The sequence below is a fragment of the Segatella copri genome, from assembly GCF_026015465.1.
Classification (GTDB): Bacteria; Bacteroidota; Bacteroidia; order Bacteroidales; family Bacteroidaceae; genus Prevotella; species Prevotella copri_E.
Genome location: NZ_JAPDUQ010000002.1, coordinates 366,307 through 383,890, shown reverse-complemented (window position 1 = coordinate 383,890; position 17,584 = coordinate 366,307). Strand labels below are relative to the sequence as shown.

Sequence of the window (17,584 nt, the reverse complement as noted above, 5' to 3'; positions counted from 1 at the left end):
ATAAACTGTTAACTATTAACTATAAACTATTCGCTGCATTTAGAACGGCAGACCAACTGCGAAATGGAAGGCAAAATCGCGGTCTAGTTTCGGGTGGATAATCGCCCAATGCTCTTCCTTCGTTCCGTAGGCTGGATTAATCGCCTTCATACCCATATCCAAACGGAGGATGAAGTAATCGAAATTCAACCTGAGACCTAAGCCATAGGCTACAGCTATCTGTTTGTAGAATTCATCTATCTTGAACTGGCCACCAGGCTGATCCTGATAATTGCGAAGTGTCCAGATATTACCGGCATCGATAAACGCTGCACCCTCAAACTTCCAGAAGAGCGAAGTGCGGTATTCTGCATTCAAGTCGAGCTTCACATCACCCGTCTGGTTGATGAAATCTATTCTGCCGTCAGTTCCCTTAAACTTGCCCGGACCTAATTCTCTTACGCCCCAACCTCTTACCGAGTTGGCACCACCCGAGAAATAACGCTTTTCGAAAGGCAACACCGTACTGTTGCCGTAAGGATAAGCCACACCGATACCCGCATGCAGCGCCAGAGCATTACGCTTATCAAACTGCATCAGATGGGTATAATCTACATCAAACTTGACATACTGGGCATAAGCTATATTAAATAATGTACGCTGCCCCTGGCTGTTCACCTTGAAACCGAATGCCTTGGAAACACCGTTCAGCAGATTGCCCGAACTCTCTACATTCACTCGCACAGCATCTACCCCATCGCTATAACTCAAACCGAAACCCATCTTCATGATAAACAGGTCTTCGTAATTGTAGCGGAGGATGGCATTTCTGTTTTCTGCATTATCGAGATAGTCTCTCTTGAATGTCTCGGATATCCATGGCATATACACATAGTTGAGATCGAGCAGGTCGAAACGCCAGGCCAGATGATGGCGTGGCTCTGTCCAGCGATAACGCCAGGCAGTAGAGAATACGCGGCGATGAAACTCCGGACGGTTCTGAAGATTCCAACTTGCCGACAACTCGCTGTTTGCCGTCTGTCTTCTTCTGAAATTTCTTGAAAGGAAAGGCGCCACGAAACGAGGGAAAACCAGTTTGCCTTCAACCGAATATTCAGTATAGTTCTGATCCTGATACCCCTCCAGACCGGTAATAGCCTCGTAGGCTCCACGAAGTTCTATGCTCAGCTGCTCACTACCTCTGAAGAGATTTCGGTTGGTATAAGTGAGCGAAGCAGCAGCTCCCAAGTCGCCCGCTGTATTGGTTCCCTCCGGCTGGAAGGCGATGGTAGAAGGCTTGTTGGTACTGATTTGGATATTGCAATCCATCTGCCGGCTGATGCTGTCCCTCTCCATTCCGTTCTCCGTAACCTGGTTGCTGTCAGGAACTTCAGAGAAACTGATGTTGGTATACTTCACCGCCTGCAAACGGGCGAAGTTGTTATAGGTGCGCTGCAAGGCGGCGGCACTGTAGGGACGGCCTTCTCTGAGGGCAGTGGCATTGAGCAAAACCTGATGGCGCAGATGGATTCGGTCGCTGTCATTACTCAGATAGTTGATGTTTCTGATTTCATATCGGGGATGATCAACCTCAGGAGCATTACTGTTTGCCTTATACTTCATCAGGTGGAGTGTCAGGGCGATATCCTTCTGTCCCGCAATCGTATCGGCAGAAAACTGGATAAAATCTTTATGAAAGCGGAAATAGCCATCATTGGTCAGAAGGCTGGAGATACGCCTGCGCTCATTATCCAATGTTTCTACCGTAAATCTCATACCCGGCTTAATCTGCTGATTATCGGGGTTATCGAGATGCAGAAGTTGCTGGATATGTTCATCTTCCACCTCATATTTCACCTTACCTATCATAAAAGGTTCTCCGGGATGCAACAGATAGGTAGCATCCAGTTTCTTTCCTTTCTTGGTGGTATAGAGCGACACCCCGGCATGCATGAAGCCCTGGTTCTGCATGGCGGTAAGCAGATCCTGACAGGAGAGCCTCGCCTGCAAAGTATCGTAGATGACAGGCTTCTTGCTGAAAGGATTCTTGAAGAGCGAGAAGAGTTTCGGTTTCTCTTTCTGGCGCACATACTGCTTGAGCGCCCCGGCATTATACCCTGCCGAGTCGCTCTTCACTTCCACCTTATTTAATATATACTCCCCTTCCGGCACCATTTTGCTTGAAGAACAAGATGCAATGAGCAGCGGCAAGGCAAGTAATGAAATCGTTTCTTTTTTCAAAATATCTATCGTTTTTGATATGCAAAGATAATGCAAAACAAATTAAATACAAAATATTTAGCACTTTTTATTTTGAAATGTCTATATTTTATGTTACCTTTGCACACATATAGACAAAAAATAAATGATTAGCAAGAATAAAATAAAGTACATACGTTCGCTCGAACTGAAGAAGAACAGAAATAAAGAAGGAAAGTTCGTGGCAGAAGGTTTCAAGGTGGTAGACGATTTGCTCGCTCTGCAACCTGCCGACCTGATTGTGGCTACCGGTGAATGGCTCCGGGGCAAACACTTCGGGGCTGAAACCGAAGTGATAGAGGTTACTGATGAAGAACTGAAGAAGGTAAGTTTCCTGCAGCATCCGCAACAGGTGCTTGCCGTATTCAAACAGGCAACATCAGGAGATTACTCTATTAATACCAGCGAACTGAGTCTGGCGCTCGACGGCGTTCAGGACCCGGGCAACCTGGGCACCATCATCCGCATCGCCGACTGGTTTGGCATCACCCATATCTACTGCAGTCAGGATACTGCCGACGTATACAATCCAAAGGTGGTGCAGGCTACGATGGGCAGCATAGCAAGAGTGAAGGTAGAATATGGCGACCTGCTGGGACTGGTAGAATCACTTCCAGCCGATGTTCCCGTTTACGGAACCCTGCTCGATGGCGACAACATCTATCAGCAAAAGCTCGAAAACCATGGACTTATCGTGATGGGAAACGAAGGAAAAGGCATCTCGCCTGCTCTGGCAAAGAAGGTGAATCACAAGCTGCTCATCCCTAACTTTCCGGAAGGTAGAGCTACCGCCGACAGTCTGAATGTGGCTATCGCTACCGCCATTACCTGCTCTGAATTCAGAAGAAACTTTTAAAGGTAAAAGGGTAAAAAGGTCAAAAAATACAAAAGCGATAATTAGAAATTAAAACAAGATAGTTATGGAAGTAAATGAATTATTTAAGCATCGCAGCATAACTGCCTGCATGAGAGCATCATACGATACCATAACAAGTGACTTCAGATCACTCGTAAAGCAGACATGGACTACCCATGTTCCATTTGCAGTATTGCTGGCTATCGTACTCTATTTCCTCCTCCCCAATAAACCGCTTCACGATTGGGGAGCCGTGAATCCGATGGCTTCGTTCATTCTGCAAACCATCATTTACGGAGCCACTATCGTGATGGCTATCGTATCATTCTGGCATCTCCTGCCAAGAAAGCAACTGTGTCCTAAGGGCGAAAAGCGCAAGATAGGAAAATCCCTCCTCCGCATTCTCCGCCACTTCGGAGGTTTCTTTCTGACCAGTTTTCTCGGCATGATTATCGTAGGCATCGCTACCTTTATCGCAGCCCTGCCTTCCATCATCCTCATCATCGCACAGTTCTATTCACAGCTCGGTGCACTTGATGGCGACCCGCTCGGTGTGCCGGGTTATTTCACCCCACTCCTCTTCCTGGTGTTCACCATCACCTTCCTGCTCATCATCTACGCCTTGAGCTGGCTTGGCATTTCACTTGCCTATCAATTCGGCTCTTACAAGGTGCAAGACGAAGAGAAACAGAGAATGAAGGAAAGCCAGAAAATGGCAACTACAGAGATAGAAAAATATTAATCGTATTAACATAATATATAAGAGAAATGAAACAGACAAGATTACTCTTCATCGACCGCGATGGAACTCTGATTCAGGAACCAGAGGACGAACAGATTGACAGCTTCGAGAAACTGGTATTCACCAAGGGCGTGTTCCGCAACCTCGCCTTCATTGCCCAGCACACCGACTACGAACTGGTGATGGTGAGCAACCAGGACGGACTGGGCACCGACTCTTTCCCGGAGAACACCTTCTGGCCAGTACACAACTTCATCATCCAGACCCTGGAGAGCGAGGGCATCCACTTTGCCAAGCAGTACATCGACCGCCACTTCCCTGAGGACAACTCGCCGATGCGCAAGCCAGGAACAGGCATGCTGACCGAATACATCGATAACCCTGCCTACGATATGGCAAACAGTTATGTAATCGGTGACCGTGAAACCGATGCCCAGCTTGCAGAAAACCTGGGTTGCAAGAGTCTGATTCTCGGAAAAGACGGCATGGACTGGGACAAGATAGCCGAGATTCTCTTTGCCGGCGACCGCATCGCAGAGGTGAAGCGCACCACCAAGGAAACGGATATCTACATCAAGGTAAATCTCGATGGTTCAGGAAAATGCGACATCTCTACCGGTCTCGGTTTCTTCGACCACATGCTGGAACAGATAGGCAAGCACGGCATGATGGATCTCACCATCCATACCAAGGGCGACCTCTATGTGGATGAGCATCATACCATTGAGGATACGGGTATTGCACTGGGCGAATGCCTGCTGCAGGCTTTAGGTGATAAGCGCGGAATAGAAAGATACGGCTACAGTCTGCCAATGGATGATTGTCTCTGTCAGGTAGCATTGGATTTCGGTGGTCGTCCATGGCTGATTTGGGATGCCGAGTTCCACAGAGAGAAGGTGGGCGAAATGCCAACCGAGATGTTCAAGCATTTCTTCAAGAGTCTGAGTGATGCGGCAAAGATGAACCTCAACATCAAGGCTGAGGGCGAGAACGAGCATCATAAGATAGAAGGCATCTTCAAGGCACTTGCCCGCTCGCTGAAAATGGCGGTAAAGAGAGACATCTACCACTTCGAGCTTCCTAGCTCTAAGGGAATGCTGTAAGGAGTTTACAGTTAAGAGTTTATAGTTTATAGATGACTGTTGCTATAAACTATAAACTCTTAACTATTAACTCTTAACTATAAACTATTATTAGAACTTTGTCATGAACTCCACAACAATCTTATCTTTTTCTGAAACTTTAGCTATACCACCTTTACGATAGAAATATTTCTCGTAGTTGATACGGATATCTGAGATGAATGGCTTGGCAAGGCTCAAGGTTACACCGCCCGTAACACGATGGCGCTTATAATCATTGATCTTCAATGCACCCAGTTCTGTATCAGAACCGCCATATCTTGTACCATCACTGTGGTCGCTCATGAAATCATATCTTGCCAAAGGCGAAACCTTCCTGATGATGCTCTTAGGATTAGCCACCGGAATGTCATAGCATACGAAGCCATCGAACGCATGCACATCGTGGAAGGCATCCTTGCTGTAATGCTTGTAAAGATACTCAGCCTCAGCAATGAAACCGCCCTTGTGGAAGGTGATACCACCATCATACATCGTTACCGTGATATCAGATGGCTTGATCTTCTGGGTACTCAACACCAGGTTCACATTCGGAAAGAGGAACTGAGCCTTGGCTGAATAGTTAACGCCCTTGGTCCAGTAATCCTTCTGGTTGGTCAAGCCAGAACCGTTGAAGATACCGGCATTCACCACAATAGGGAAGCCTACATTCCAGGTGTATCCGATTTCAGCACCCACGTCGCGCACGTTACCCACCTGCTTGGCGATGAACGAACGGTTGGCGAAGTACTGCTGATGAGGAGAACGGTGAGCATCGATGGTGAATGGCACACGCTCCTGACCGATGGTGAACTGCAGGGTCTTCCAAGGCTTGATGCGTGTATAGGCATCGAGCATCTTGATCTTACCCTCGTCGCAGAGGTCGATTTCCGCCTTGTAGCTTACCTGAGGTGTTACATTGCCAGCCACGTTGATGCGGGCTGTGCGCACCTCGAATCGTCCCTCCCCCTCTTCGGTCTGGTACTCATACTTAGAGCGGATGGTTCCACCAATTTTCATGGTCTTGGTGAATTCCTCGATGCCCTTCTCCAAAGAGCTGCTTTCTGAATTCTGGGCATTCATTCCCATCGACACCATCGTGAGTGCCATCACCAAATACGTTTTCTTCTTCATTTCTTACCTTATTATATATATACACGTAAATCTGATTTTGTTTATTCCGAATGAAATCCTCCTCATTGACATAGGAAGACATCTTCTTCATTTCGACTGCAAAGGTAAGGAGAAGATATTTCTACCGTAAAACATAAGTATTACAAAGATGTTACATCACACATTTGTAACACCCGTAATGTTTCTGTAATATCAGTAATATGGTCGTAACATCATCGTCACAAACACGTAATCGCTTTTTCTTTCCCATCTGAAAATATCGCCGTACCTTTGCAGCCGAAAAGAAACATTAATTTATTAATACAGGATGAAGGAAAATAAGAAAGCAATCTTGGATATTCTTAAGAAGAAATCTAAGAAAGATGGTAAATTTGAGAACTTAGTGCTCAATCTCGCTTTGCAGAAGATTGACAGCGACAGTTTTGAATTCGATGGCGATGCAGTTTACACCAACGACAAGAAGCGCTTGGTTTATTGCATGAGCCAGGAGGCTAGCTTTGCCATTCCAGAGGGAGTGGAGATTATCGGCGAGATGGCGTTCCGCGGCAAGAAGGCCTTGAAGAATATCATCATTGCCAACAGCGTGAAGGAAATTGAGCACGATGCTTTCTACGATTGTGATGAATTGGATAACGTTTATGTGCCTGCGGGCGTAAAGGTGGTTAAGAGCTACGCCTTTGCAGAGTGCGACAAGTTGAAGAAGATTACCTTTGCAGGTACTCCTAACAAGCTGAGCCGTCATGCCTTTGACGACTGCGAACAGTTACACGACATCATCGTGCCTGTAGGCAGCAGCAAGTTCTTCCGCAAGGAACTCCACTTTATCGATGGAGACACCGACTATTTGGTTTTGGAGAAGACTGAGAAGAAGGCTGATTCTGAAAAGAAGGTTGAGAAGAAGGCTGATTCTGAAAAGAAGGTTGAGAAGAAGGCTGATTCTGAAAAGAAGGCTAAGAAAGAGCCTGCAAAAGTAAAGTAACTCTAAAGATTAAACCAGGGAAATCATGACTAAAGAAGATATGATGAAGAAAGCTTATGTAGAACGCGACATCAGTTGGATGTACTTCAACCATCGCATTCTGCAGGAGGCAGAGAAAGAGTATGTGCCATTGTTGGAGCGCCTCTCTTTCCTCGGTATTTACTCCAACAACCTCGACGAGTTCTTCCGCGTCCGCGTAGCATCGCTCAACCGTATGCTCGACCAGAAACTCGACAAGGATACCGAGCAGCAGATTAAGAAATCTCTTAAAACGATCAATAAGCTCAATGAATCTTATTCGAAAGAATACACTGAAGCGGTGGATACAGTTTTCCGCGAACTTGAAGTTCACAAGGTTCGCCTGCTCACCGAAGACCAGCTCAACGACGAGCAGAAGGAATTCCTCACGCAGTTCTTCTACGACAAGCTCAATGGTTCTGTCAACCCTATCTGGCTCAACGAGATAGACGACCTCTCTACCCTGGAGGACAACCGAATCTATCTCGCCGTAGAAAAGGCTGAGGATGACAAGAAGAAGAAATATGCCGTAGTTAAGGTTCCGGATAGAGTCTATGGACGCTGGGTGAAGGTACCGGCAAGCGATGGTTTCGACAACATCATGTATCTGGACGATGTAATCAGATACTGTCTGCCACTGGTATTCCTCGGTTTCAAGAAGAGCACCTACCGTGCCTTCAGTTTCAAGTTTACCAAGGATGCCGAGATGGAGATGGACAATGATGCCGACTTCGGAACCATGGAGAAGATAGCCCTGGGTGTAAGCAGCCGCAAGAAGGGTGAAGCCGTGCGCGTTATCTACGACCAGGAGATGCCGAAGGAACTTCAGAAGAAGCTGCGTGAGCGATTGAACACCAAGGAGTTGGATGCTTCTCTGGCTGGCGGAAGATACCAGAACCACAAGGATCTGATGTCGTTCCCTGATTGCGGCCACAAGGAACTGAAGTACGAAAAATGGGCTCCTATCATGAAACCGGAGTTCCTCTCAAACGAGAGCATCCTCGACCAGATTCGTGAGAAAGACCGTTTTATCCATGTACCCTACCATAGCTTCAACGGCTACATCCGTGTGCTCCGTGAGGCTGCCACCAAGCCCGAGGTGAAGGCCATCAAGACCACCCTCTATCGCCTGGCCAAGGATTCAAAGGTAGTGAAGGCACTCATCACCGCTGCCCGCAACGGCAAGAAGGTGACTGCCGTGGTAGAGCTTCTGGCACGTTTCGACGAGGAGAGCAACATCAAGTGGAGCAAGCGCATGCAGGAAGAGGGCGTGAACGTGATCTTCGGTGTAGAAGGACTGAAGATTCACTCCAAACTGCTCTATATCGAGTCAAAGAAAGGCAACATCGCCTGCGTGGGAACCGGAAACTTCCACGAGGGTAATGCCAAGATCTATACCGACTATCTGATGATGACAGCCCGACCAAAGCTGGTGAACGAGGTGGCTAAGGTATTCGATTTCATCGACCGCCCATTCTCGCCATTCCGCTTCAACGAGCTCCTCGTGTCTCCTAACTCCATGAAGAGCCGCATCCTGCGCATGCTCGACACCGAGATTAAGAATGCCAACGAGGGCAAGGAGGCTTGGGTGAAGATGAAGATCAACCACATCACCGATACCGATATGGTAAGCAAACTCTATCAGGCTTCAAAGGCTGGCGTGAAGATTGACATCGTGATCCGTGGCAACTGTTCGCTGGTGCCAGGCATCGCCAAGCTCAGCGACAACATCCGCTGCGTGGGCATCATCGACCGCTATCTGGAGCACAGCCGCATCCTCATCTTTGCCAACGGAGGCAAGCCAAGATACTTCATCGGTTCTGCCGACTGGATGCCTAGAAACCTCATCAACCGCATCGAGGTGCTCACCCCGGTATATGACGAGGATATGCAGGCAGACCTGCTCCGCACCATCTCCTATGGTATGAGAGATACGATGAACGGCCGAGTGGTAGATGGCAAGGGCGGCAAGGAATTTGTGGAAGGCGAGCCATTCCGCAGTCAGGAAGAACTTTATAAAGCATATAAATAATGATGAATTTAGCATCCATTGATATCGGCTCCAACGGAGCCCGACTCCTCATCAAGCGCTTCGATCCCGAGGCAATCCGAGAGGAAGACCGCATCAAGAAACTCATGTTCATCCGCATCCCATTGCGATTGGGTAAGGATGTTTTCACCCTGGGAAAGGTTTCCAAGGAGCGTGAGAAGATGATGCTCCACATGATGAAGGGCTTCAAGCAATTCATGAAACTCAATGACGTAGAGGCATTTCGCGCCTGTGCCACATCTGCCATGCGCGATGCCGAGAATGGCAAGAAGGTGCTCAAGAAGATAGAGAAGCAAACCGGCATCAAACTAGAAATCATCAAGGGTCAGGAGGAGGCACAGCTCCTCTACAACAATCTGGTAGAGAAAACAGACTCCAACGAGGGCAGCTTTGCCTACATCGATGTGGGCGGTGGTTCCACGGAGGTGAGCATCATCCACGATGGTGTGCTCGCCGAGAGCTATTCCTACAACATGGGTACGCTGAGAATGCTGAGCGGCAAGGTGACTGCCGACACCGAAAAGCTCTTCAAGGAGAACCTGACGAGATATGCCGAGCAATACGGCGACATAAGAATCATCGGTTCGGGTGGTAACATCAACAAGTTGAACAAGCTGGCACGCCACAGCAAGCAGGACGCCAAGAACCTGACGCTTGCCGAGCTGAAGCGCCTCTACTCGATGATGCAGCCCCTGAGCATCGAGGAGCGCGAGATTTCCTTCTCTCTGAAGGAAGACCGTGCCGACGTCATCATTCCTGCCGCCGAGATTTTCCTCAAGGCATGCGAATACCTGAAGTGTGAAAGCATCATGGTGCCCAACATCTCGCTCGCCGACTCCATCGTGGATGGACTCTACGAGAAGATGATGGCAAAAACAGAGGAATAAATCACTTCATCCACAAATAAAATAAAAGATATGTCAATATCTCAAATTTTTATGCTATCTTTGCACAGAAATGTGCGAAGGTAGCATTTTTTTTGTTTACCTTTCGCCTCTTCTTGCGTCATACACATAAAAAGGAACAAATGGAAGAAACAGAATTTGAACATATCGCCCAGGAAATGCGCCCCAGGTTGACGGCACATTGTCAACGCTATCTCTCGGCAGGAACCCTTGCCGAAGAAGCCGACGACATCGTGCAGGAAACCCTGGTGAAGCTCTGGAAGATGCGCGAAAGGCTCTCGGAATACCAGAGCATCGAGGCCTTAGGTATGACGATAGCCAGGAATCTCTGCATCGACCATCTGAGACGCAACAAAGCCCAGACGGCATCGCTGGAACAGATGAAGCATCCCGCAGAAATCTGTACGGCAACCGAGCGTACCGACCAGACCATCATCGGCAAAGATACGCAAAGGCGACTCAACAGGGCGATGGACAGGCTTCCCAGTACGCAGAGAAGAATGCTGCTATTGAGAAGCGAGGGAAAGAGCCTCGATGAGATTGCAGAAATCTGCGGAGCCAACAAGACGAGCACCAAGACGATGATTTCTGCAGCAAGAAGATCATTGTTGAAAATGATGAAGTCATAAACTCTAAAAAGGAAAGAAATGAAGAAACTAGAAGATATAACCTATCGCCACGAGCTGATAGAGCACTACCTCGATGCTGATACCAGCGTGGAGGAAGAACAGGCATTGGCTGATTTCTATCGCCATTGCGAGAATAAGGATTTAACGGATGAGGATCTCGACATCAGAAACCTGATGCTGGGAATGGAGAACTATACTCCGAATTTCCATCAAACAGAAATGGAAATGATGGAAGAATTGGACGGAAAAGAAGAGATGAAAGAACTGGATAGAAAAGAAGAAGCTGATGGACAGCTGCAAATGAAAGAGATGTCACTTGCAACTTCTAAGAAGCACGAGACAAGATGGGTACGCCTCTCTGCGATACTTCTCGCTACGGCAATGCTGGCAGGACTCATCTTCCTGCTCTTCCCTATCAAGGATTATTTCTCATCCTCTTCTGAACAACAACCTGGCCTTGCCAACCTGGTTCCTACAGAGCAGGTGGTTCGCTCGCAGCCATCTTCAGAAGATGAAGACGGGAACCTGAACGCATACGAAAAGATGGAACGTGCCGACTCCCTCTTCCTGGCAGCAACCCGGGATATCGTGACTCCGCAGGAAATGAAGTCAAGCAAGATGGTACTTGCCAAAAGAAAGAATATCGCAGAAAGAAGCGAGAAACATGCAGGGAAGATTGCAGAAAATACAGCAGAGACCTCTTCTGAAACAGAAAGAAGCATTCATGAAGATTTCAATCAGATTTATGAAGTAGCCTCTGCCGCCCTGCCTTCTGCCGAGCAGCTGACCATCAACCGCCAAGGCGATAACATCGTTATCTCAACCCTGGACAACGAAGGCAACATGCAGCATTACACCATCAATATCAAAGAAACACAAGATGGTAGTTATCAGCTACTTCCACTAGCACAGTTAAACGATTTATAAAACTCTCTATGCTTATGAAAAAGTATATTTTCACCATTGCATTTGCTCTGCTGGGCATAACCAGCAGTATGGCATCGAAGGCAGATACCCTGCGTATCTACACCATCGACGGCAAGCGCATTCCAAACTTCACCGGCAAGGAACTCATCGGTAAAACCATCAAAAATTACCAGGTAAACACCAACGTCCTGCCGGCACCCAAAAGAGATGTGATAGAGATTCATATCATCACTACTACCACACCTCCTGTCGCCAAGCCAGCCCCTCACTATCTGATCAAGGGCAGAGAGCAGGAACTGACTGAAGAAGATTTCAACAAGATTTCTCCCAGCGAGATCAAAGCCATCGTGGTTTTGAAAGAGGGCTCCAAAGCCATTCAGGAAAGCGGTCTGAAAGATGATGGCAGAAGCTACATCATCGTTACTCTGAAGAAATAACGATTATCCCACACCCAGGAGTTCTACTTCGAATATCAGGGTAGAACCGCCTGGGATGCCCGGCTGCGAGAACTTGCCGTAGCCCATTTCGGCTGGGATGTAAAGTTCCCACTGGTCGCCCACGTGCATCTGCTGCATGGCAACAATCCAGCCATCTATCAGGTCGCTCAATCGCATGGCGAACGGCGTACCGCCACGGCTGGAATCAAACTTCTTGCCGTTGATGGTCCAACCGGTATAATGAGCAGTCACGATGCTGCGTCGGCTAGGCTGTGCGCCCTTCGGGGCGCCCTGCTTCAACACCTTATAATATATACCACGAGGCAGCGCCATAACGCCCTCCTCTTTTGCCTTTTCCTCCAGCCAACGCTTGTTGGCCTCAACATATTCTCTTTTTGCCATAAAACTATTTGATACTTGATATACTATGATTTTTGCGCAAAGTTACAAAAATCTATCGTATCTACAAAAGAAAAAGGGGAACTTTTCTTCTTTTATCAAAGAAAAGCAGTACCTTTGCATCCTAATCATCAAAAAATACGATATGCCACAATCACTACATATTGCAATCATTGGTGGGGGTGCCGCAGGATTCTTTGCGGCGATAGAGGCCAAGCGCAACTTCCCTCACGCCGACATCACTATATTCGAGAAGAATTCGAAGGTTCTCGCCAAAGTGGAAATCACGGGAGGAGGAAGATGTAATCTTACCAATTCCTTTGAGGAGATTTCCGACTTGAAACAGGCGTACCCCCGAGGACATAAACTGATGAAGCGACTCTTCAAGAGATTCGACTACCAGCATGCCTTCAACTGGTTTGAGGAGAACGGCGTGCCACTGGTTACGCAGGAAGACCAATGCGTGTTTCCGCAATCACAGGATTCGCACAGCATCATCGACTGTCTGGTGAATACCGCCAAGCGACTGGGCGTGAAGATACAATGCAACCACCAGCTCACCGCCATCACCGAACTGGAGGATGAGCGCCTGCTCCTGGATTTCAAGGTTTCAAAAGAAAAGGGAAATCTATCGGGTGCATCTTCTGCCTCTTTTCAGAAAGCATCTTCTGCCTCTCATCCCTTTTCCGAAATCAGGCAGATTGCCTTCCATCGGGTAGCCATCACCACGGGCGGTCATCCGAAAATAGAGAACTTCAAGCATCTCTCAGACCTGGGACATGCAATAGAGCCCCCTATCCCATCGCTCTTCACCTTCAACATCGCCGACAAGGCATTCAAGAACCTGATGGGCACGGTGGTAGAACCTGTATATACCAGCATTCCGGGCACCAAGCTGAAGGCAGAGGGGCCGCTCCTCATCACCCATTGGGGCATGAGCGGTCCTGCCGTGCTGAAGCTCTCATCCCATGCAGCCCGCTATCTGCACGAGAACAATTATCAGATCAGGATTTCCGTAAACTGGGTACACGAGAGCAACCGCTCGCTGGTGGAAGAGAACATCCAGGGCATCATCATCGCCAACCCACAGAAGCAGCTGGCAAACATACGCCCCTATAATCTGCCATCCCGCCTCTGGCTCTTCCTGATTCAGAAGATGGGATATGCACCCGAGAAGAAATGGAGCGAAATGGGAAAGAAGGGCTGCAACCTGCTGATAGAAACCCTCACCAACGACCTCTATCAGGTGAACGGCAAGGGAGCCTTCAAGGAGGAGTTTGTTACCTGCGGCGGCATCAGCCTCAGCAACATCGACCTGCATACCCTGGAGAGCAAGGTGTGCCCTCACCTCTTCTTTGCCGGCGAAGTGCTCGACATCGATGCCATCACCGGCGGCTTCAACCTTCAGGCAGCCTGGACCACGGGATATGTGGTGGGACAACATATAGGAGAATAGCCTATTCTTCTTTAGAAACAAAATCTTTCACGATGCGGGTGTATTCCTCGTGATGGTCGCGATATGCCATAGCATGAACGGAACCTTTGGCGATGAAGATGGCTTTTCTGCCTTTCGTCTTTGCCTCATAAAGCGGATGAAGCATGGCGTATGGCACGAAGGCATCCTTATCGCCATGGATAAAGAGCATCGGTTTGGTGCTCTTGCGAACCTGCTCTATCTGCTGCGCCTCGGCAAACGACCAGCCGTAGCGATGCTGGCAAAGAGCTGAAGTGGTATTCATCAGCGGGAAGGCAGGCAGGCCAAACTGGTCTTTGAGCTGAGCGGAAAACTCATCCCATACGCTGGTATAGCCGCAGTCCTCCACAAAGCACTTCACGTAATCGGGAGTCTTCTCTCCCGATACTGCCATCGTGGTTGCCGCACCCATCGAAATACCGTGAATCACCTGCTGAGTATTCTTCACTCTTCGTTCTTCACTCTTCACTCCTCGTCCTTCACTCTTCACTTTAAAAATCTCATTGGCGATTTCCGACCATCTGATCACATCCCATCTGTCCTTCCATCCCATCTGGATATGATCGCCCTCGCTCTCACCGTGTCCATACAGATCTGGCAGGAGCACATTATACCCCATATCGTGATGATAGAGATAGGCGATGTGCAGCATTCCCTCGGAGCGCACTTTATAGCCATGCACCACCACGGCAGTCTTTTCCGTAGTATTCGGTGCATAGAGATAGATGGCATGGGCCTTGTAGCCCGACGGCATCACGACAAAGGTATCCTTCACGCAATGGTGCTGATACACAGAGTCCATCCAGCCAATCATCCATGGGCACTCGTTCTTCATTCTAGTCTTCCAATGCTCAGCCGTCATTCTCTCCTCCTTCGGATAGTTGAGCGAATAATTGAGCATATAGTTGCTGGCGCCATACAAGCCCAGTACCACGAGCATCACCAAGCCCAGAGCCGAAGCGATGCCTATCTTTCTCATCTTTTTCTGTTTCATCTTCATTCTTATTGCCATTACAAATATCTATTATAGAATTTCCGCTGCAAATTTAAGGAAAAAGATGGAAATGGCAAAGAAACGGAGGAAAAAATCCTGTTAAATTGAAGCTATAATCTGCTCTTTTCTGCATTACCAGCACCCGTACCCTTATACTTGCTCTTGGTGGCATTGAAGTTATAAGTTACATTGACCAAGAACATGCGGGTATTATCTATACCGGTTCTGGTGAAGTGCGCATACGAATTATTATATTTCCAACTCTCGTTCTGACCATGAAGCAAATCCTCTGCTTCCAATCTTACAACCAGTCGGTTGTTCAGGAACGACTTGGAAATAGACGCATCCAGGGAATTCCATGCATAGTTGACACCCAATTCGCTATAATTACGCGACTGGTAAGAGTATTCCAATCGAGCCTTCCAATGATGTGGCAATACCCAGGTATTCTCCAAATCCAGATAGAGAGAAGGACGGTTGGCATTATAGTCGCTGACGTATTTGCTGGCATCAAAGAACTGATTGACCAGACCTACCGTATAGTCAAGATGCCATAAGCCTATCACCGGAGTAGCCTCAAGATAGAACTTCAGGTTCTGAATCTTATCAACATTCTCGTAATATGATAGGGCTATATCCTTATTGCCCTGAAACGGTTTCATCATATATACCGAGGCATTCTTGTTGTAGATATATTCAGCAGAGAAACTCAGCCAGGAATATTGCGCATCCCATTCCAGATGATAGGCATCCGTTGGTCGCAAGTTAGGATTACCGCTTTCATAGGAATGACGACTCGTATATCGGGTATAACCGGAAAGACGGAAGTAACTTGGTCGATAGGTCTTTGCCGTGAAACTCAATGAAGAATGCCACTTGCCCTTGTCATATCCCAAGGATACATTAGGAAATACATTATCATACTTTCTGCTCATATCTGGGTTGAGCACTCCTTCGGCATAATAGTCTGATTTCACATGCTCATATCTCACACCGGCATTCAGAGAATAATCTCCCAACGACCATGCAGCCTCAGCAAAAGCGGCTATGTTCTGTTCCTTGATTCTGGAATCATTAGATGCAGCCACACCACCCTCGTTCTTGTTGTTGGTATGACTATCAGAATTTGTGTATTCCGAACCAAAATCTATGTTCAACTGGTCGGTCAAAGGATAAGAAACAACCAATTTACCAGCAAGCAACTTTCCTTTGGTATGGCTATCAGAACATACAATCTGGTCGCCCAACTCAGAACTGGTTTCTGTGGCTTTCTGTATCTGGTCTTTCGTCCGCCACATAGCAGATGCATTCAGGTCTATACTCCACTTGCCTATCTTACCATCATAATAAAAGTCAGCCTGATGAAAAGGAGTCTGCTTGGAATCTGACTCATCGTTGAGATAATTTACATCTCCCTGGTGAACTCCATCCTGAAAGATGGAATAGTTCTGCCTAACAGTAAAATACTTGGTATAGCCAGAACCAAACTTATATTTCAGACCGATGGTATGATTTTCGTTGAATTCATAATTGAAACCCAGATTGGCATCAGGTCCATAATTTCTAGCATCTATGCGCCCTGCAGATTTTTGATATATCTGATGCTGATTTCCATTGATATATTCATCCAATCCCAACTTATCATAAGAATAGTAATCTGACCACTTCAATCCACCGAATACATCCAGTCCACCCACACGGTAATTGAGATTAGCCTGCTCTTGCCAGGCATTCTTCATGGCAAAACCATATTTTGCCTGAAAATTACCACTCCATCCATTACCTTGCTTCTTGACCGTAGTAATACGAATCACCGAATTGACCTGGGCATCATACTGCGCACCAGGAGTCGTGATAACCGTCACGTTCTTCACATCCTTGGAAGATATGGTTTGCAATTCATTTTTATCGGTCAGCTTTCTGCCATTGACATAAATCTCCGGTGTACCTTTTCCAAATACCGAACAGTTTCCATCCTTATCCACACGCACTCTTGGAACCTGCTTCAACAAGTCGGCAACCATACCTGCATCACTCAGTATTGTACCCTGCACCTGGGTCTGGAATCCCTCGCGAGTCAGTTTTGTCTTTGGGCGAACCGCCTTTACTATCACCTTCTGCAGGTTCATCGTTGCCTCCTTCAAAGTAATAGAACCTATCTTACCAGTATTATAAGTATCGACAGCGGTATGATAGCCCACACAACTTACTCTTACTATCGCCTTTCTCGCTCCACAGGGAATCACGAACTGGCCGTTCTCATTCGTCACACCGCCATTAATCAATGAAGAGTCACGAACATTCAGCAGGGCTACATTGGCGAAATCTACAGGGCGTTTCTTATTGTCTATGATACGGCCTATCATCTTGGTGGGAGTCTTCTGCGTACACTCCACAAAGATGTTTTCGCCATCTATCGTCATCTTCATCGGATAGAAGCCCATAATCTGGCGGATGGCATCCGGAGCAGTTCGCTTCACGATACTCGTTGTAACCGTGAAATCTTCCAGTTCATCATACATAAAGTTGATACGATAATCCTTGGTGCTCTTGGCAAGGATGGTGAGCGCTTCTGACATAGAAGTGTTGCGGAAGCTGCGGGTGATGCGTTGGGCATAGATGGTCTGAAGAGAAAGGCTCATCAGACCTGCCAGCAGCATGATATATCTTAATCTTTTCAT

The 17,584-nt window shown here is 47.5% G+C and carries 15 protein-coding genes; 10 read left to right on the top strand and 5 right to left on the bottom strand.

Translation table 11 applies throughout. The annotated features are described in order from the left end of the window. Positions 1-39: 39 nt before the first annotated feature. On the bottom strand, positions 40-2,154 hold the full coding sequence (locus ONT08_RS08495) for a BamA/TamA family outer membrane protein (RefSeq protein WP_264959941.1): 2,115 nt from the start codon (positions 2,152-2,154) through the stop codon (positions 40-42). Positions 2,155-2,344: 190 nt separating this feature from the next. Between ONT08_RS08495 and ONT08_RS08490 the strand changes: the two genes are divergently transcribed. The 3 genes from ONT08_RS08490 (at position 2,345) to hisB (ending at position 4,939) form a co-directional block, all read left to right on the top strand. After that, complete coding sequence (locus ONT08_RS08490; protein WP_119236589.1) at positions 2,345-3,094, top strand: RNA methyltransferase; 750 nt, start codon at positions 2,345-2,347, stop codon at positions 3,092-3,094. Between the two features lie 64 nt (positions 3,095-3,158). Further along, entirely contained in the window at positions 3,159-3,836 is a 678-nt protein-coding gene (locus tag ONT08_RS08485) for a DUF975 family protein (protein WP_118201227.1), read from the top strand. 26 nt (positions 3,837-3,862) lie between these two features. Then, positions 3,863-4,939 carry a bifunctional histidinol-phosphatase/imidazoleglycerol-phosphate dehydratase HisB gene (hisB, locus tag ONT08_RS08480; protein ID WP_264959708.1) on the top strand — a complete coding sequence of 359 codons (1,077 nt, stop codon included), beginning with the start codon at positions 3,863-3,865 and terminating at the stop codon, positions 4,937-4,939. Positions 4,940-5,029: 90 nt separating this feature from the next. On the opposite strand, the gene ONT08_RS08475 is transcribed toward hisB, so the two are convergent. Further along, a complete protein-coding gene (locus tag ONT08_RS08475) occupies positions 5,030-6,091 on the bottom strand; it encodes an OprO/OprP family phosphate-selective porin (protein WP_264959707.1) in 1,062 nt (353 codons plus the stop codon). A gap of 307 nt (positions 6,092-6,398) precedes the next feature. Here ONT08_RS08475 and ONT08_RS08470 point away from each other — a divergent pair, with 307 nt between their 5' ends. The 6 genes from ONT08_RS08470 (at position 6,399) to ONT08_RS08445 (ending at position 12,036) form a co-directional block, all read left to right on the top strand. Further along, positions 6,399-7,070, top strand: coding sequence for a leucine-rich repeat domain-containing protein (locus tag ONT08_RS08470; RefSeq protein WP_264959706.1), 672 nt, complete (start codon positions 6,399-6,401; stop codon positions 7,068-7,070). 25 nt (positions 7,071-7,095) lie between these two features. Next, positions 7,096-9,120 (top strand): RNA degradosome polyphosphate kinase, encoded by a 2,025-nt coding sequence (locus tag ONT08_RS08465; RefSeq protein WP_437183602.1) that lies wholly within the window; start codon positions 7,096-7,098, stop codon positions 9,118-9,120. Next, a complete protein-coding gene (locus tag ONT08_RS08460) occupies positions 9,120-10,025 on the top strand; it encodes a Ppx/GppA phosphatase family protein (protein ID WP_264959704.1) in 906 nt (301 codons plus the stop codon). The genes ONT08_RS08465 and ONT08_RS08460 overlap by 1 nt, the downstream gene beginning before the upstream one ends. Positions 10,026-10,165: 140 nt before the next feature. Then, a complete protein-coding gene (locus ONT08_RS08455) occupies positions 10,166-10,672 on the top strand; it encodes an RNA polymerase sigma factor (protein WP_264959703.1) in 507 nt (168 codons plus the stop codon). Between the two features lie 18 nt (positions 10,673-10,690). Further along, on the top strand, positions 10,691-11,599 hold the full coding sequence (locus ONT08_RS08450) for a hypothetical protein (RefSeq protein ID WP_264959702.1): 909 nt from the start codon (positions 10,691-10,693) through the stop codon (positions 11,597-11,599). 14 nt (positions 11,600-11,613) lie between these two features. Continuing rightward, positions 11,614-12,036, top strand: coding sequence for a hypothetical protein (locus tag ONT08_RS08445; RefSeq protein WP_264959701.1), 423 nt, complete (start codon positions 11,614-11,616; stop codon positions 12,034-12,036). A 3-nt stretch (positions 12,037-12,039) separates the two neighbouring features. Here the strand turns inward: ONT08_RS08445 and ONT08_RS08440 are convergent, their stop codons facing one another. Next, positions 12,040-12,438 (bottom strand): FKBP-type peptidyl-prolyl cis-trans isomerase, encoded by a 399-nt coding sequence (locus ONT08_RS08440; RefSeq protein WP_119236581.1) that lies wholly within the window; start codon positions 12,436-12,438, stop codon positions 12,040-12,042. 142 nt (positions 12,439-12,580) lie between these two features. Between ONT08_RS08440 and ONT08_RS08435 the strand changes: the two genes are divergently transcribed. Beyond that, on the top strand, positions 12,581-13,891 hold the full coding sequence (locus tag ONT08_RS08435; RefSeq protein ID WP_264959700.1) for an NAD(P)/FAD-dependent oxidoreductase: 1,311 nt from the start codon (positions 12,581-12,583) through the stop codon (positions 13,889-13,891). Between the two features lies 1 nt (position 13,892). Here the strand turns inward: ONT08_RS08435 and ONT08_RS08430 are convergent, their stop codons facing one another. Both ONT08_RS08430 and ONT08_RS08425 read right to left on the bottom strand, forming a co-directional pair. Then, positions 13,893-14,921, bottom strand: coding sequence for an alpha/beta hydrolase (locus tag ONT08_RS08430; protein WP_264959699.1), 1,029 nt, complete (start codon positions 14,919-14,921; stop codon positions 13,893-13,895). 92 nt (positions 14,922-15,013) lie between these two features. Next, positions 15,014-17,584 carry an outer membrane beta-barrel family protein gene (locus tag ONT08_RS08425; RefSeq protein WP_264959698.1) on the bottom strand — a complete coding sequence of 857 codons (2,571 nt, stop codon included), beginning with the start codon at positions 17,582-17,584 and terminating at the stop codon, positions 15,014-15,016.

Excerpts from the sequence above, each read along its gene's own strand:
- ONT08_RS08430 (WP_264959699.1), bottom strand. The coding sequence starts at position 14,921 with ATGGCAATAAGAATGAAGATGAAACAGAAAAAGATGAGAAAGATAGGC.
- ONT08_RS08465 (WP_437183602.1), top strand. The coding sequence starts at position 7,096 with ATGACTAAAGAAGATATGATGAAGAAAGCTTATGTAGAACGCGACATC.
- ONT08_RS08470 (WP_264959706.1), top strand. The coding sequence starts at position 6,399 with ATGAAGGAAAATAAGAAAGCAATCTTGGATATTCTTAAGAAGAAATCT.
- ONT08_RS08440 (WP_119236581.1), bottom strand. The coding sequence starts at position 12,438 with ATGGCAAAAAGAGAATATGTTGAGGCCAACAAGCGTTGGCTGGAGGAA.
- ONT08_RS08485 (WP_118201227.1), top strand. The coding sequence starts at position 3,159 with ATGGAAGTAAATGAATTATTTAAGCATCGCAGCATAACTGCCTGCATG.
- ONT08_RS08460 (WP_264959704.1), top strand. The coding sequence starts at position 9,120 with ATGATGAATTTAGCATCCATTGATATCGGCTCCAACGGAGCCCGACTC.
- ONT08_RS08435 (WP_264959700.1), top strand. The coding sequence starts at position 12,581 with ATGCCACAATCACTACATATTGCAATCATTGGTGGGGGTGCCGCAGGA.
- hisB (WP_264959708.1), top strand. The coding sequence starts at position 3,863 with ATGAAACAGACAAGATTACTCTTCATCGACCGCGATGGAACTCTGATT.
- ONT08_RS08445 (WP_264959701.1), top strand. The coding sequence starts at position 11,614 with ATGAAAAAGTATATTTTCACCATTGCATTTGCTCTGCTGGGCATAACC.
- ONT08_RS08425 (WP_264959698.1), bottom strand. The coding sequence starts at position 17,584 with ATGAAAAGATTAAGATATATCATGCTGCTGGCAGGTCTGATGAGCCTT.
- ONT08_RS08455 (WP_264959703.1), top strand. The coding sequence starts at position 10,166 with ATGGAAGAAACAGAATTTGAACATATCGCCCAGGAAATGCGCCCCAGG.
- ONT08_RS08495 (WP_264959941.1), bottom strand. The coding sequence starts at position 2,154 with ATGGTGCCGGAAGGGGAGTATATATTAAATAAGGTGGAAGTGAAGAGC.
- ONT08_RS08450 (WP_264959702.1), top strand. The coding sequence starts at position 10,691 with ATGAAGAAACTAGAAGATATAACCTATCGCCACGAGCTGATAGAGCAC.
- ONT08_RS08475 (WP_264959707.1), bottom strand. The coding sequence starts at position 6,091 with ATGAAGAAGAAAACGTATTTGGTGATGGCACTCACGATGGTGTCGATG.
- ONT08_RS08490 (WP_119236589.1), top strand. The coding sequence starts at position 2,345 with ATGATTAGCAAGAATAAAATAAAGTACATACGTTCGCTCGAACTGAAG.